This is a genomic window from Bifidobacterium sp. LH_413, assembly GCF_056357015.1.
Genome location: NZ_JBKEVK010000008.1, coordinates 1 through 15,036, shown reverse-complemented (window position 1 = coordinate 15,036; position 15,036 = coordinate 1). Strand labels below are relative to the sequence as shown.

Genomic DNA, 15,036 nt, shown 5'->3' with positions numbered 1-15,036 from the left:
GGTACCCCTTGTAACACGGATACGTGTTGGGAATGACCATAATGTACCCCTTGTAACGCGACATGGGAGCTGAATCGATTTCGTTACCCCGCTATGTACCCCGCACCGTCCCCCGTTTTCGGCATGAAAAAAGGGATTCACGTGAACCCGTGAATCCCTTGGTGGCGGAGTGAGGGGGATTCGAACCCCCGAGCCGCTCAAAGCAGCTAACACCTTAGCAGGGTGCCCCTTTCGGCCACTCAGGCATCACTCCACATTGTGTCATGAACACAACAGCATGAAACTATACACCACCCCTCGGATGCGACCCGCCGTATTCACAAAATCCATGATTTTCGCATACCCACATACTGACAGGGAACCTCCGGCACCGCCATCGTGCGTCATGTGTCGCATACTGCGTCGCATGCATATAGGCGGAGCCGGAGGTACGCCATTGTCCGTCCGTCTCCTGCGGGCCATTCTATCCCCAAACGTCGCGCGACACCCGGTTCCCACGGCAATCCCCGTGGCGGCATGGGCGGCGGTATCCTCGACGGAAAGAGCGGGAGAAGAAAGGCAGAGCAGCCATGAGACACATCAACGGCGTCGGTCGTCATACGCCGCCGTCCAGCGGACCGTCACACGTCAGGACCATCGTGGTCGTCGCGCTGGTCGCGGCGATCGTGCTCACGTTCAGTGGAGGCGCGTGGGCGGTATCCACCGGCCGGATCGGCGCGGTCGGGGAGACGCCGGAAGCGGCGGAATCCACGGAATCCCGGACCAGGCAGGCCGTGCCCAAGCCCGCCGCCGAGCATCACGGCAATTCCCCGGACTGCCCGGACACGGACTGCATCGCGATGCTCGTCAACGGCGACCTGCTGTTCCACGAGGGCCTGTGGGAGCATTTCGCCGGCCCGGACACCACGGCCACCGACGGCACCGCGTTCGACTTCGACCCGCTGTTCGAGCCGATGAGGAAGTACATCCAGGCCTCCGACATCGCGGTATGCGAGTTCGAGACGCCGATCGCCCCGCGCGGCGGCCCCTACTCCGCGTACCCGGTCTTCAACGTCCCTCCCGAGGTGGCGGACGCCGCCAAGCACGTCGGCTACGATGCGTGCACGCACGCCACGAACCATTCGTGGGACCAGGGCTCCGACGGCATCGCGCGCCTGTGGGACACGCTCGACTCGCTGGGCATCGCCCAGACCGGCTCGTACAAGACCGAGGCGGATTCCGTCAAGCCGCTCGTCATCGACTCGCCGACCGGCGGCGGCAAGCTGGGCCTCGTCACCGGCACTGTCTCGCTTAACGGCCAGACCGCCGACCAGGATTGGCGGGTGGACCGTCTGCGCGAAAGCGGCGACCCGCACCATGATTCCGACATCCAACGCGCGGTCGACAAGGCGGACAAGGCGCGCGAACAGGGCGCCGACGTGGTCGCCATCGCCATGCACTCGGTGCAGGAGTACCTCGACTACGCGGATTCCTGGCAGGTGTCCGAGGCGCACGAGCTCGCCGATACGGGCGCGTTCGACGTGATCTATGGCGCCGGATGCCATTGCGCGCAGCCGATCGAGCATTACAACGGCACGTGGATCGTCTACGGTCTCGGCAACGCGGTCACCGTCACCTCGTACATCCCCGGCAACGAGGTGAACAACCAGGGCGTCACCGCGCGCGTCCAGTTCGCCGGCAAGAAGGGCGTCAAGGGGTCGTGGCGCGTGAGCCGCATCGACTGGCTGCCCACCGCGAACATGCGGCAGGGCCAATACGTGTGGTGCCCGATCTCCTCCGACCATCCGGACGGCGTGTGCTGGAACGAGACGGAGGACGCGAGGCAGCGCCAGCGCATCTCCGACGTCATCTATGCGATGGGCGCCGACCCGAACGTCGTGCGCGAGTGGAACATCACGGACGAACGACAGGCGACCCGGTGACGCGCACCCACGCCGGCCCGCGCTAAGGTAGGCTCCATGACCATGCCGCACACGCCATCCGCCACATCCCCGATCATCCTCGACACGCAGCCGGAGCGCACCGACCTGCCGCTCGTCGTCATGCCCGCCGTGCTCGGCTCGATGATCGCGCCGCTCACCGCGCAGCTGGAACGTCTGCATGACGTCGCCCGCGTGCGCATGTACGGCGACTTCACCGAGGACGAGGACCTCATCGCCAGTCGCGTGGCCGGCGCGACCGTCATGCTCAACGGCGGTCCGCACATCTCCGACGCGCTGCTGCGCCGCCTGCACGCGGACGGCCTCAAGTGCATCGTGTTCTCCGGCACCGGCGTCGCCAGCTACATCGATCTGGCGCTCGCGCGCGAGCTCGGCATGCGCATCTGCAACGCCGTCCACTACGGCGACGCCGCCGTCGCCGAACACACGTTCGCCCTTCTGTTCGAGCTCACGCGGCATGTCGGCGCGCTCGACGCGGGCGTCAAGGCGGGCGGCTGGTCCGGTCCGTTCGCGGACGGCATGCAGCTCGCCGGCCGCCGTCTCGGCATCATCGGCCTCGGCGGCATCGGCGGCGCCGTCGCGCGGATCGCACGGGCGCTCGGTATGGACGTGTCCGCATGGTGGACCGGGCATACGCCGGTCGACCGGTTCACGCGGTACGGCGTCACGCCGGTCGACGACCTCGGCGCGCTCATCGCCGCCTCGGACGTCGTCACCGTCCACCTGCCGCTCATCGACGGCGTGACGCGCGGCATCGTCACCGCCGACCATCTCTCACGCCTCAAGCCCGGCGCGTTGTTCGTCAACACGGCGCGCGCCGAGGTCATCGCGCCGGGCGCGCTCGCGGAACGTCTCGCGCGCGGCGACGTCCACGCGGCGCTCGACGTGTTCGACAAGGAGCCGCTGCCCGCCGACGACCCGTTGCGCGCGATGGACAACGTGATCCTCACGCCGCACGTCGCGTGGCGCACCGACGGCGCGTTCGCCGATCTCACCAGGCAGATGGCGGACGCCACGCTCGCCTACCTCACGGGCGGCGACGTGAACGTCGTCGTCTCCGAACACGATCGCGAGGCGTGATGCGGACGATCCTCGACCCGACGGACCAGCCCGCGCACGACGCGTTCGTCGAGAAGAAATCCGAGTTCATCGGCGACGCCGCGCACGTCGCGACGCTCGACGAGGCGCTCGCCTTCGTCGAGCGGATCCGCGAGCGGCATCCGAAATCACGTCATGTCGCCTACGCGGCCGTCTGCGGCGGCGCCGACGGCCGCGTGGCGGAGCGCATGAGCGACGACGGCGAGCCGTCCGGCACCGCCGGCAAGCCGATCCTCGACGTGATCCGCGCGAACGACCTCACCGACTGCGTGGTCGCCGTGACGCGGTATTTCGGCGGCATCCTGCTCGGCTCCGGCGGGCTCATCCGCGCGTATTCGACCGGTGCGTCGATCGCCGTGAAGGCGGCGCGGCAGGCGGCGATCGTGCCGTGCCGGCGCTACCTCGTCGCGTTGCAGTACCCGCAGCTCAAACGGTTCCAGCAGATCCTCGCCACGGTGCACGGCACGCAGTCCGACGAGACGTACGCGGCCGACGTGACGCTCGTCGCGTCGCTGCCGGTCGACGAAGCTCCGCGATTCGAGGATCTCGTGCGCGAGACGTTCAATGCGACCGTCGCGCCGGAGCCGCTCGACGTGGTGAACCGCGCGGTCGCGCAGGACTGACACGCGCGGTAGGCTGGGGCGCATGAGCGACACCGATTTCGAGCCGTTGACCGTCACCTACGAGCATCTGCGCCACAGCGAGGATTCCGCCGAACTGTCCGAATTCGCGCGACGCGAGCTGCCCGACCGCGCCGACCAGGCCGCGTTCTCGCGCGCCACCGCACTGCTCGAGGCCGTCGGCGGCAACCCGCATACGCCGGTCGCCGACCGCGTCTTCCTCGCCGAGACGATGCCGTTCCCGAACGTGCTCGTCAAACTCGCCGCCGACCCGGAACCCGAAGTACGCAAGGCGGTCGCCGGCAACGAGAGCGACAAGAACTGGCTGGTCGGGCGTCTCACCAAGGACCCGGTGCCCGAAGTGCGCGACGCGGCGCTGCGCAACACGAAGACCTCGTGGAAGATGCGGCTCGAAGGCGCGCAGAACCCCGAGGTGGACGCGGCCACGCTCGCCTTCCTTGCCACGCTCGGCACCGAGCTCGAACCCGGCGCGCCCGCCGTGCTCTCCTCGATGGTGCGGCGCGCGGTGGCGCTCAACCCGAACGCCACGCCCGAGACCGTGGCGAAACTGGCCGACGACCCCTCCGCCGAGGTGCGGCACGCCGTGGCGAAGCGCAAGGCCGCACAGGCCGGCTGACGGGCCGGCGAGACTGACGGAGTCGGAGAGGCCTTCTCCGGGGCCGGCGGGATTGGCGGGCCGGCCCGAGGCGGCTCACGCGCGCGAGTAGTGTACGGCATCGCCCATGTAAACCCCACGTGTCGGCGTTTTCTCCACCTCGGCGTTACACTGGGAGCCATGACTGAGAGAACGGAAAGCGCTGAGCGGCTCGCCCGTCCGCTGATTCAGCTGGCCAAATTGGTGGGCATCGGCACCAGCTATGTGGGGATGAGCGACGACTACCACGAGATCGAGGACGATGTCCTGGTGGATCTGCTCGCCGCCTTGGGCATCGACGCCTCCGGAGAGGATGCGATCCGCGGTTCCATCAAGCACATCCGCGACGCGCGTCGCAGCCGCCTCGTACCGCCCACCGTGCTGCACACGGTCGGCGAGGACACGCGCGTGCTCGTCAACGGCGGCGTGTTCGACCTGCCGAAGGCGACCATCACGCTCGAAAGCGGCGAGGATTACGGCAGGACGCTCGACTACGGTCCCGGCGACGGCTCGAGGGCCTACGTGCTCAACGACCGGTTCATCACCACGTCGTCGATCACCATCCCCGCCGACCTGCCGGCCGGCTACCACACGCTGCATGTCACGGTGGGCGAGACCACGCAGGACGCCACGCTGATCAGCGCGCCGTCGCGCGTCGAACTGCTTGACGAGATGAAGAACGGCCGCCTGTGGGGCTGGATGGCGCAGCTGTACTCCATCCGCTCCGCGAACTCGTGGGGTGTGGGCGACTTCCAGGACCTCGCCGACCTGCTCAAGGAGGCGAAGCGCCGCACGGGCAGCGACTTCACGCTCATCAACCCGGTGCACGCCGCCGAACCCGTCTCCCCGCTGACGCCGTCGCCGTACCTGCCGATCGCGCGCGGTCTCGTCAACTTCACGTACATCCGCCCCGAGACCATCGAGGAGTACCAGCTGCTCGGCAAGGAGAGCCTCGCGCAGGTCGAGGAGCTGCACTCCTCCGTCGAGCCGCTCAACGGCGACGCCCAGCTCATCGACCGCGATTCGATGTGGCGCGCGAAGATGCACGCCCTGTGGATCATCTTCAAGCTCGGCCGTTCCCCGGAGCGCCAGCAGGCGTTCGCCGACTACTGCAAGGCCGCCGGCGACGACCTCGAAGGCTACGCCACCTGGTGCCTGTGCTACGACAAGTGGGGCGCGCCGACCCGCGAGCTCGACAACTGGGAGCAGAAGTTCACCAAGGATTCGCCCGAGGTCCAGGGGCTCAAGCAGCAGTTCCCCGACACGCTCAACTTCTACCGCTGGCTCGAATGGATCGCCACCGAACAGCTCGACCGCGCGCAGCGCGAGGCCCGTGAGGCGGGCATGCGCATCGGCCTCATGGCCGATATGGCCGTCGGCGTGCACGCGCTCGGCTCCGAGGTCTGGTGGCATCCGGAGAACTTCGCGAAGGGCGCGACCGTCGGCGCCCCGCCGGACATGTTCAACCAGCAGGGCCAGGATTGGAGCCAGCCGCCGCTGAGCCCGATCGCCCTGGAGAACACCGGCTACGCCCCCTACCGCAACCTCGTGCACAACATGTTCGCGCACGCGGGCGCGGTGCGCATCGACCACATCCTCGGCCTGTTCCGCCTGTGGTGGGTGCCCGCCGGGCGCAAGCCGGTGGACGGTGCCTACGTGCACTACGATTCCGAGACGATGCTCGGCATCCTCGCGCTCGAGGCCTCCCGCGCCGACGGCGTGGTCGTCGGCGAGGATTTGGGCGTCGTGCCCGCCTACGTGGCCGATTCGCTGTCCAAGCACGGACTGCTCGGCTGTGCCGTCGAATGGTTCGAGCAGCGCGACGGCAAGTTCCGCGCGCCCTCCGACTGGCGTCCGTACGCGCTCGCCTCGGTCAACACGCACGACCTGCCGCCGGCGGCCGGATACCTGGAGCTGGAGCACGTCGAGCTGCGCGAGCGCCTCGGCCTGCTCACCGAGCCGAAGGAGAAGGTCGAGCAGGACGCCATGAACGAGCAGAACGCCATGCTGGAGATGCTCGTGCGCGAGAACTACCTCGACGCCGACTTCGCCGACCATCGCGAGGACCACGAGCAGGACATCATCGAGGCGCAGTACCGCGCGCTCAAGGGCTCGCCGTGCAAGCTGCTCGCCGCCTCCATCACCGACGCGGTGGGGGAGAAGCGCGCGCAGAACCAGCCGGGCACCAACAACGAGTACCCGAACTGGCGCATCCCGCTCGCCGACGACAAGGGCGACGTGGTTCCGGTCGAAGGCCTGTTCGAGCGCGAGTCCGTGCAGCGCCTCGCCGCCATCATGAACGGCTGACGCGTTCGGACGAACGGTTGATGTGCCGTCCGTGTCCCTGACTGCCGAAAGTCCGCTCCCTTCACGGGGAACGGACTTTCTTTATTCTGCGCCCCCCTCAGGGGGAGCTGGCGGCCGCAGGCCGACTGAGGGGGTGCCGGGAGCGTCGGGGCGGAACGGCCCCGCCCGACTCCCGATTCTCACCGCCACGACACGCCCGGGGTGATGTCAAGGCCGGCGATATACTAGTGGATTGTTGTGTTTCCCTAAGGGGTCCTTCAAAGCGCTTTCCCACTCGCCATCGAGGACTTTCAGGGAGCCCACGGATAAAGAGGTCTGAAGCTTATCGGATCGCGCGCCCTAACCAAGCGCACACCGAGCAGCCGAAGCCCGGAACACAATAGTGAAAAGGTAGATACAGTGAAGACTTTCACTCCGAAGCCAGCTGATCTGACTCATGACTGGTACATCGTCGACGCTTCCGATGTGGTGCTCGGTCGTCTCGCCTCCCAGGTCGCGAACCTGCTGCGTGGCAAGAACAAGCCGACCTTCGCGCCGCACGCCGACTCCGGCAACTACGTTATCGTCATCAACGCCGACAAGATCGCGCTGACCGGTAACAAGCTGGGCAAGGAACTGTACTCGCACTCCGGCCGTCCCGGCGGTCTGCGTCGCGACAAGTACTCCGAGCTGCTCAAGAACAAGCCGGAGCGCATCATCACCTCCGCCGTCAAGGGCATGCTGCCGAAGAACCGTCTGTCCAAGGTGCAGCTCGGCCGTCTGCGTGTCTTCGCCGGCTCCGAGCATCCGCACGCTGGCCAGAACCCGCAGGTCTTCGAGATCCAGCAGGTTTCTCAGCAGGCTAAGTGAACCGAAGGGAGATAGAGAACATGGCTGAAAACACCAACAACTCCGCGGTTCAGGAAACCGAAGAGGAGCTCACCAGCTACACCACCGAGACCAACGCCGGCGCCGGCACCGGCACCTCCGCGATCGAGCCGGGCTACGGCACCGGTCGTCGCAAGGAGGCCGTCGCCCGTGTCCGCCTGATCCCGGGCTCCGGCAAGTGGACCATCAACGGCCGCACCCTGGAGGAGTACTTCCCCTCCAAGCTGCTGCAGCGTGAGGTCAACTCCCCGATCGTGCTCCTCAAGCTCGAGGGCAAGTTCGACGTCGTCGTCCTCGTCGACGGTGGCGGCACCACCGGCCAGGCCGGCGCCATCCGCCTCGGCGTGGCCCGTGCGCTGAACGCGATCGACCGCGACGCCAACCGTGCCGAGCTGAAGAAGGCCGGCTTCCTGACTCGCGACGCCCGCGTCGTCGAGCGCAAGAAGGCTGGTCTCCACAAGGCCCGTCGCGCCCCGCAGTTCTCCAAGCGTTGATTCGCCTGGGCGCTGCCCATCACGACAAGGAACCCCGTCACCGTTCGTCCGGTGGCGGGGTTCCGTCGTTTTCGTAGGGGGGCTTACGGAGCGTCCCGGGATCTCGCGGAAGACCCCGGGAGCTTGGGACCCCGGTCCTCAGCTCAGCTGCTTCATCAGGCTGATGCTGAGTGCGGGGAACGTCCACACGTTCGTGTCCGGCTCGGATTCCGTCTCGGCCCCGGTCGCGGCCTCCGGCTGCGCCGGTGCGGCGGTGGGTCCGGTGGGTCCGGTGGATCCTGCGGATTCCGGTCCGGAATCGGCGCCGGACGCGTCGGCGTCCTTCACGTTTGCGGCGTTCGTGCCGTTCGTGCCGTTGCCGTTCGCGACGTCCGCGCCACCCGTAGCGAGCGGCGTCGGGATGGCGCCGGCCATGGCGTGCGCCGCCTGCTGCGGCTCCGGCGCGTGCCGGTGCAGCAGCAGTGCCGCGGCCTTCTCGGCTTTCGCCCGTTCCTCCTTCTCCGCGGCGGCCTTCGCCTCCGCGTGGGCGATCGCCTTCATGTCCGCGTCGAGCGCGTCGGACAGCTGGCGCGCGGTGGCGCCGTCGCCCTCGCCCTGCATCCGTTCGACCAGATCGTGGATCTCGCTGCTTTCGGGCACGCTGATCGTCCACAACGTCTGCTGGCCGTCCAGTTTGAGATCCGCGACGGCGCGGCCGCGGCCGGGCATATGGCCGGTGCTCTCCGCCGAGCACCATGCGGGCGTCCATTCGCTGTCCGAGGGGAGTCGGAACTGCTTGTCCTCCGGCACGCCGTTGATGACGATGAGGATGTCGGTCTCGCTCGCGTCGAGCAGCTGCATCGCGAAACTGCGCTGGCCGAGGTCGAACCAATCGCGTTCCATCGGCGTGGTGCCGTTCGGCAGGAACCATTGGATGCGGCTCGACGGCTTGAGCAGGCCCAGCTGCGTGAGCCTGGTGAAGAAGCCCTCCTGATGGTACAGGTCGAGCGACTTGCGCAGGGCCACCAGCTTCGACACGGTCTCGAGGCGGTGCATGTGCCAGCTCTTCTCCGGCTGGTACAACCAGTCCCATTTCAGGTAGCTGATCGGGCTGTCCTGGCAGTAGGCGTTGTTGTTGCCGTCCTGCGAGTTGCCGAATTCGTCGCCGGCGAGCATCATCGGCGTGCCGAGGCTGAGCAGCAGCGTGCCGAGCATGTTCATCGCCGCGCGTTCGCGCCGCGCCACGACCGTCACGTCGTCGGTTTCGCCCTCCACGCCGAAGTTCGCGGAATGGTTGACGTTCGATCCGTCGTTGTTGTTCTCGCCGTTCGCCTCGTTGTGCTTGTTCGCGTAGCGGGTGAGGTCGGTGAGCGTGAACCCGTCATGGCAGGTGACGAAGTTGATCGACGATGCGGCGCCGCGGCCCGGATCGGTGGCGAACAGGTCGGCGGATCCGCACAGACGCGTCGCCATCTCCTGCATGCCGATGCGTCCGACACGTCCGCCGCCCTCCACGTCGGTGAGCCAGAACTGGCGTGACGTGTCGCGGAAGCGGTCGTTCCACTCGGCGAACGGCACGGCGAACTGTCCGGTGCGCCAGCCGAGATTGCCCAGATCCCATGGCTCCATGATGAGCTTGAGGTTGCCGAGCAGCAGGTCGGCGCGCAGCGCGTACAGGAACGGGTGGTGCTGCGTGAACTCGCCGTTGAGGCGGGCGAGCGAGACGCCCAGGTCGAAGCGGAATCCGTCGATGCCGATGCGTTTCGCCCAGTAGCGCAGCGAGTCGATCGCGAACGTGACGACGTGCGTGTTCGTGAAGTCGAACGTGTTGCCGCAGCCGGTCGTGTCCTCCAGGCGGCCGATGTTGTTCTTCTGCCGCCGGTACGTGGAGATTGCGTCGAGGCCGCGCCAGCAGACGGTCGGTCCCTCCACGCCGCCTTCGCACGAATGGTTGTAGACCACGTCCATGATGACTTCGAAGCCTGCCTCGTGCAGGGCGCGTACCATGTCGATGACCTCCTGGCGCACCGCCTCGGCTCCCGCCTCCTGCGCGGCCTTCGTGGCGTAGGAGGGCTCGGGGGCGAAGAATCCGAGCGTGTTGTAGCCCCAGTAGTTCACGCGGCCGCGTTCCTGGAGGAACACCTCCGGCTGTTTCGCCTGGATCGGCAGCAGTTCGATCGACGTGATGCCGAGCCCCTGCAGATAGGCGAGCGTGGTGGGATGGGCGAGGCCGGCGTAGGTGCCGCGCAGCTCCTCGGGCAGCCACGGCGCCTGCGCGGTGAAGCCCTTGACGTGCAGCTCGTAGATGACGGTCTTGCTCCACGGGATGTGCGGATGGTCGGGGTCGGCGTCGTGCTTGGTCTTGTCGCGGTCGTCGATGGCGACGGACAGCGGCATGTGGCCGAGCGAGTCGACGGTGCTCATGTTGCCGAACGCGGAGCCGGTGACGCGGTTGTCCTTCACCTCGCACTCGTAGGAGAAGGCGGCGGGGCACAGCTCCATCGTGCCGTCGATGCCCTTCGCGTACGGGTCGAGCAGCAGCTTGTACGGGTTGAACCGCACGCCGTGGCGCGGGTCCCATGCGCCGTCGACGCGGAAGCTGTAGCGCATGCCGCTCCACGCCTTCGGGATGTGCACGTACCACAGGCCGTAGTTGGGGCCCTGCATACGGAACAGGGTCTCACGCACGTAGAGATCCTCGAGGATGCGCATGCAGACGGGGAATTCGCGGATCTGGTCGACGAACGGCACGTTCGGCACGTCGAACAGTCGGATGGCGTCCTGATAGAACGCCGTGGGGTCGTCAAGCGATTCGATCACGCTCAGCCACACCTGATCGGCGGTCTCGGAGCGGACGACGACGTCCGCGCCGCCGTCCTCGGTGAAGTAGAAGCCAGGGCGGGTGGCGTAGCGATGCAACGGTGGGTTTCTCATACACCCATTGTAGGCGTGTCGGGTTTTCGCGGGGTCTTCCGGTGGTTTCCGCATGTGCGCGGCGTTCGTGCGGGTCGCGTGCGGTGCGTGTTCCGCGTCGATGCGTCGTTTTGGTGATTGTCGGGTGGTCGTTGGGTGGGCATCGGGAACGTTGGAATTCTGGGCGACACGCCGATGCGATTCGGTTTTAGAAAACGAATTTGCAAAACTTGGGAAAAGAAGTTATAGTATGTATCAACACCTCGCAGGGAACGCGAGATGAACGAACTTCAACACCGTCGGTGACGACGGAAGAACAAGGAACAACAAGCAACAGTCTTCGCAGTCGAAGACGCATCGAAAGGAACCATCATGAAGGCACTCGTGCTCACCGGCGTCAAGCAGTTCGAGATCCAGGACCTGCCCACCCCCGAGATCGCGCCGAACGAGGTACTCATCAACACCGCCTACGCCGGCGTGTGCGGCACCGACCACGACCTGTACGCCGGCCGCCCGGGCTCCGCCGCCGCCGTCCCGCCGATCGTCCTCGGCCACGAGAACTCCGGCATCGTCGAGGCCATCGGCTCCGAGGTCACCAACGTCAAGCCCGGCGACCGCGTCGCCGTCGATCCGAACATCTACTGCGGCCAGTGCGAGTTCTGCCTCACCCAGCGTCCGGAACTGTGCGACCACCTGTCCGCCGTCGGCGTGACCCGTGACGGCGGCCTCGCCGAGCAGTTCACCGCCCCGGCCACCGTCGTCTACAAGCTGCCGGATAACGTCTCCCTCAAGGACGCCGCCGCCATCGAGCCGATCTCCTGCGCCGTGCACGGCGTCGACCTGCTCAAGCTCAAGCCGTACCAGAAGGCCCTCGTCATCGGCGATGGCTTCATGGGCCAGCTCTTCGCCCAGATCGTGCAGGCCTACGGCGTGCATCAGGTCGACCTCGCCGGCATCTTCGACGAGAAGCTCCAGCGCAACCAGGAGCTGTTCGGCGTGAAGAACATCTACAACACCACCCGTGAGGCCATTCCGGAAGGCGCCTACGACGTGATCATCGAGGCCGTCGGCCTGCCGCAGACCCAGGCCCAGGCCGTCGCCGCCGCCAACAAGGGCGCCCAGGTGCTCATGTTCGGCGTCGGCCCGCAGGAGGCGCACTTCGAGATGAACACCTACGACATCTACAAGAAGCAGCTGACCATCCAGGGCTCCTTCATCAACCCGCTCACCTTCAAGGACGCGATCAGCCTGCTGGAATCCGGCAAGATGAACGTCGATCCGCTCATCAGCCACGAGCTCGAGCTCGAAGAGGTCCAGGACTTCCTCGACGGCAAGATCAAGGGCGTCTCCAAGGCCGTCGTCAAGCTCGCCCACTGAGTTCTGCAGCGGGGCCCTCGCCCCGCTCCGTTTCATAGACTTGGCCGCCGGTTTTCCCCTTTTTCCCGGCGGCCATTACACTCTTTGGTCATATACCGCCCCTTATCCGACAACGATGTTTATGTAGGGATTATTCATGATTCGCTTCTTCGAAAAGTTCGGCATCCCCCGTGCGCTGCTCCTCGGCTTCCTCGCCGTGGCCATCTTCATGACCGGCGACGGCTTCGAGCTCACCTTCCTGTCCAAGTACATGGTCGATCAGGGCTTCACCGCCGCGCAGGCGTCCGGACTGGTCACCGTCTACGGTCTGTTCGCCGCGCTCGGCGGCTGGACCGCCGGCGTGCTCGCCGAGATGTTCGGCGCCCGGCGCGTCATGATGTTCGGCGCCTGCTGGTGGATCGGCGTCCACCTGGTATTCCTCGCCCTCGCGCTGCCCAGCGGCATCTACCCGTTCATCCTCGCCGTCTACGCGGTGCGCGGCATCGGCTACCCGCTGTTCATCTACTCGTTCGTCGTGCTGATGGCGCAGTACATCACCCCCGCCCGTCTCGCCTCCGCCACCGGCTTCTTCTGGACCTGCTTCTCGCTGGGCATCGGCGTGTTCGGCGCGTACCTGCCGAGCTTCATCATGCCGCACTTCGGCGAATACAGGACCTTCTGGTTCGCGCTGCCGTTCTCGATCGTCGGCACCATCATGTGCTTCCTGTTCGTGCCGAAGAACAAGGTCGTCAAGGGTGAGGGGCTGAGCACCAAGGAGAAGCTCAAGGAGCTCACCGACGGCGCCACCATCCTGTTCACCAACCGCAAGATCGCCATCTGCGCCATCATCCGCATCATCAACAACCTGCTGCTCTACGGCTTCCCGGTCATCATGCCGCTCTACCTGTGCACCACGAAGTACGGCGGCATCAACATCTTCAAGACCGAGGAGTGGATGCGCATCTGGGGCTTCGTGTTCGTTGTCACCCTGATCTTCAACACCTTCTGGGGTTGGTTCATGGACCGCTTCGGCTGGGTGTGGCCGATGCGCTGGTTCGGTTGCGGCGTGCTCGCCGTCGGCTCCGTCGCCTTCTACTACATCCCGCAGTGGTTCGGCGCGAACGCGCTGATGATGATCATCGCCTCCATCATCGTCGGCATCGGTACCTGCGCGTTCTCCTGCCTGCCGACCATCATGACGCTCGAAGCCCCCGGCAAGCAGGGTGCCGCCCTCTCCGCCTACAATCTGGCCGCGGGACTCACCACGTTCGTCGGTCCCGGCATCGCCACGGTCCTGCTGCCGTCGATCGGCATCGAAGGCATCTGCTGGACGTACGCGGCCCTGTACGTAGTGGCGCTGCTGCTCACCTGCACCCTGCACCCGAAGCAGCCCGGCTTCGACGAGAAGGGCCACCGCATCAAGGAAACGAAGACCGAGACGGCGGAGTCTGCGATCGCGGCCTGATCGGCAACGAAATACCAATGATCGATTATTCGGGCGGCATGGCGTCGGCCACGCCGCCCGAATGACGGATTATCCTGAACCTGTCGAGACAATCGAATCAACCATCACCATTCAAAGGAGAATCATCATGGCCAAGAAGATGACCGAATTCACCACCGACCTCCAGCACTCCGGCATGATCGCCAAGGACCTGGACGAGACCATCAAGTTCTACACCGAGACGCTCGGCTTCGAACTCGCCGGCCTGTTCCACAACGGTGAGAACCGTTGCGCCTTCCTGCGCTACGGCCACCTGACCATCGAGACCTGGGAGGGTGATCCGGCCCCGCTGACCACCGGTGCGATCAACCACTGGGCGTTCGACGTTCCGGATATCGAGGCCGCGTGGGAGAACGCGAAGGAACTCGGTCTGGAGATCAAGGAGGATGAGATCCAGTCCATTCCGAGCTTCTGGGACAAGGGCATCCGCTACTTCAACGTCTTCGGCCCGAACCGCGAGACCCTCGAATTCTGCGAGATTGTCAAGTAACCCGCTCCGCCTCTCCATCCAACCAACAGTCTGCGCATGGCCGACGCGTTCATCCGCGTCGGCCATGCGCATTCGTGCCTATGGAACGGATTGTGTCGCGTGGTGTTGTGGTGGTGTCTGGTTGTTTCCTCCCGCTGGCGGGAGGTGGCGCGTAGCGCCGGTGGGTGGTTGTTGGTTGCGTGTTTTCGACACGCCGGTGTTTTGGCTTGTTTCTGGGGTTTTTGGGGTGTTGTGTTGGTGTTGGTTTGCGTTGTGGTGGTTGGTGGTGTAAGTTTGTCACTCGCTGCCGCTGAGCGGTCCGGTTGCCTTCTGTTGGTTGGTTTCCGGGTTGTTCGGTGTGTGTGGTGGTTTGAGAACTCAAGAGTGTGTTGTACTACTTACTTCTTTATAGTCAATGATTGCCAGTCCGATGCCGGCTCCGGGGTTTTCTGGAGTGCCCGGGGGGGTTTGAATGGTGTCGGGGTTTTTGTGCGAACCTCTTTCCTTATAAGGGGTTCCGTCTTTTTTCTTTTTGAGAGTCATTTGTTTGGTTCTCTTCATGAAGTTTTTTGTGGAGGGTTCGATTCTGGCTCAGGATGAACGCTGGCGGCGTGCTTAACACATGCAAGTCGAACGGGATCCTGGCAGCTTGCTGTCGGGTGAGAGTGGCGAACGGGTGAGTAATGCGTGACCGACCTGCCCCGTACTCCGGAATAGCTCCTGGAAACGGGTGGTAATGCCGGATGTTCCAATATGCTGCATGGTGTGTTGGGAAAGGGTTTTACTGGTATGGGATGGGGTCGCGTCCTATCAGCTTGACGGTGGGGTGATGGC

12 protein-coding genes, 1 tRNA gene and 1 rRNA gene are annotated in these 15,036 nt (G+C 65.5%); 11 read left to right on the top strand and 3 right to left on the bottom strand.

Going from position 1 to position 15,036, the window contains the following annotated elements; all coding sequences use genetic code 11:
- Positions 1-162: 162 nt before the first annotated feature.
- Positions 163-253, bottom strand: a tRNA-Ser gene (locus AC1AYN_RS09845).
- A 316-nt stretch (positions 254-569) separates the two neighbouring features.
- Here AC1AYN_RS09845 and AC1AYN_RS09840 point away from each other — a divergent pair.
- From AC1AYN_RS09840 to rpsI, 7 genes are all read left to right on the top strand, one after another.
- Positions 570-1,922, top strand: a complete 1,353-nt coding sequence (locus tag AC1AYN_RS09840) for a CapA family protein (RefSeq protein ID WP_476533072.1) — start codon at positions 570-572, stop codon at positions 1,920-1,922.
- A gap of 36 nt (positions 1,923-1,958) precedes the next feature.
- Positions 1,959-3,020: an NAD(P)-dependent oxidoreductase gene (locus tag AC1AYN_RS09835; RefSeq protein WP_476533071.1), complete on the top strand. Its 1,062-nt coding sequence runs from the start codon at positions 1,959-1,961 to the stop codon at positions 3,018-3,020.
- Positions 3,020-3,661 (top strand): IMPACT family protein, encoded by a 642-nt coding sequence (locus AC1AYN_RS09830; protein ID WP_476533113.1) that lies wholly within the window; start codon positions 3,020-3,022, stop codon positions 3,659-3,661. Before AC1AYN_RS09835 ends, AC1AYN_RS09830 begins: the two co-directional genes overlap by 1 nt.
- A gap of 22 nt (positions 3,662-3,683) precedes the next feature.
- On the top strand, positions 3,684-4,295 hold the full coding sequence (locus AC1AYN_RS09825; protein ID WP_476533070.1) for an AbrB family transcriptional regulator: 612 nt from the start codon (positions 3,684-3,686) through the stop codon (positions 4,293-4,295).
- A 159-nt stretch (positions 4,296-4,454) separates the two neighbouring features.
- A complete protein-coding gene (gene malQ, locus AC1AYN_RS09820) occupies positions 4,455-6,620 on the top strand; it encodes a 4-alpha-glucanotransferase (protein ID WP_476533069.1) in 2,166 nt (721 codons plus the stop codon).
- A 399-nt stretch (positions 6,621-7,019) separates the two neighbouring features.
- Positions 7,020-7,469 carry a 50S ribosomal protein L13 gene (gene rplM, locus AC1AYN_RS09815; protein ID WP_476502805.1) on the top strand — a complete coding sequence of 150 codons (450 nt, stop codon included), beginning with the start codon at positions 7,020-7,022 and terminating at the stop codon, positions 7,467-7,469.
- A 20-nt stretch (positions 7,470-7,489) separates the two neighbouring features.
- On the top strand, positions 7,490-7,981 hold the full coding sequence (gene rpsI / locus AC1AYN_RS09810; RefSeq protein WP_034527187.1) for a 30S ribosomal protein S9: 492 nt from the start codon (positions 7,490-7,492) through the stop codon (positions 7,979-7,981).
- 138 nt (positions 7,982-8,119) lie between these two features.
- Here rpsI and glgX read toward each other — a convergent pair whose 3' ends face one another.
- Positions 8,120-10,894 (bottom strand): glycogen debranching protein GlgX, encoded by a 2,775-nt coding sequence (glgX, locus tag AC1AYN_RS09805; RefSeq protein ID WP_476533068.1) that lies wholly within the window; start codon positions 10,892-10,894, stop codon positions 8,120-8,122.
- 351 nt (positions 10,895-11,245) lie between these two features.
- On the opposite strand from glgX, the gene AC1AYN_RS09800 reads away from it, so the two are divergent.
- The 3 genes from AC1AYN_RS09800 (at position 11,246) to AC1AYN_RS09790 (ending at position 14,223) form a co-directional block, all read left to right on the top strand.
- Positions 11,246-12,250: a zinc-dependent alcohol dehydrogenase family protein gene (locus AC1AYN_RS09800; RefSeq protein ID WP_476502803.1), complete on the top strand. Its 1,005-nt coding sequence runs from the start codon at positions 11,246-11,248 to the stop codon at positions 12,248-12,250.
- 136 nt (positions 12,251-12,386) lie between these two features.
- Positions 12,387-13,694, top strand: coding sequence for an MFS transporter (locus AC1AYN_RS09795; protein ID WP_476533067.1), 1,308 nt, complete (start codon positions 12,387-12,389; stop codon positions 13,692-13,694).
- 127 nt (positions 13,695-13,821) lie between these two features.
- Entirely contained in the window at positions 13,822-14,223 is a 402-nt protein-coding gene (locus AC1AYN_RS09790) for a VOC family protein (RefSeq protein ID WP_476533066.1), read from the top strand.
- Between the two features lie 357 nt (positions 14,224-14,580).
- On the opposite strand, the gene AC1AYN_RS09785 is transcribed toward AC1AYN_RS09790, so the two are convergent.
- Positions 14,581-14,763 carry a hypothetical protein gene (locus AC1AYN_RS09785; protein WP_476533065.1) on the bottom strand — a complete coding sequence of 61 codons (183 nt, stop codon included), beginning with the start codon at positions 14,761-14,763 and terminating at the stop codon, positions 14,581-14,583.
- A gap of 7 nt (positions 14,764-14,770) precedes the next feature.
- Between AC1AYN_RS09785 and AC1AYN_RS09780 the strand changes: the two genes are divergently transcribed.
- Positions 14,771-15,036: ribosomal RNA gene (locus AC1AYN_RS09780) — 16S ribosomal RNA — on the top strand; the annotation flags it as partial.

What these genes read in the sequence shown, in the direction of transcription:
- AC1AYN_RS09840 (WP_476533072.1), top strand. Translation starts at nt 570, where the DNA reads ATGAGACACATCAACGGCGTCGGTCGTCATACGCCGCCGTCCAGCGGA.
- AC1AYN_RS09835 (WP_476533071.1), top strand. Translation starts at nt 1,959, where the DNA reads ATGACCATGCCGCACACGCCATCCGCCACATCCCCGATCATCCTCGAC.
- AC1AYN_RS09830 (WP_476533113.1), top strand. Translation starts at nt 3,020, where the DNA reads ATGCGGACGATCCTCGACCCGACGGACCAGCCCGCGCACGACGCGTTC.
- AC1AYN_RS09825 (WP_476533070.1), top strand. Translation starts at nt 3,684, where the DNA reads ATGAGCGACACCGATTTCGAGCCGTTGACCGTCACCTACGAGCATCTG.
- malQ (WP_476533069.1), top strand. Translation starts at nt 4,455, where the DNA reads ATGACTGAGAGAACGGAAAGCGCTGAGCGGCTCGCCCGTCCGCTGATT.
- rpsI (WP_034527187.1), top strand. Translation starts at nt 7,490, where the DNA reads ATGGCTGAAAACACCAACAACTCCGCGGTTCAGGAAACCGAAGAGGAG.
- glgX (WP_476533068.1), bottom strand. Translation starts at nt 10,894, where the DNA reads ATGAGAAACCCACCGTTGCATCGCTACGCCACCCGCCCTGGCTTCTAC.
- AC1AYN_RS09800 (WP_476502803.1), top strand. Translation starts at nt 11,246, where the DNA reads ATGAAGGCACTCGTGCTCACCGGCGTCAAGCAGTTCGAGATCCAGGAC.
- AC1AYN_RS09795 (WP_476533067.1), top strand. Translation starts at nt 12,387, where the DNA reads ATGATTCGCTTCTTCGAAAAGTTCGGCATCCCCCGTGCGCTGCTCCTC.
- AC1AYN_RS09790 (WP_476533066.1), top strand. Translation starts at nt 13,822, where the DNA reads ATGGCCAAGAAGATGACCGAATTCACCACCGACCTCCAGCACTCCGGC.
- AC1AYN_RS09785 (WP_476533065.1), bottom strand. Translation starts at nt 14,763, where the DNA reads ATGAAGAGAACCAAACAAATGACTCTCAAAAAGAAAAAAGACGGAACC.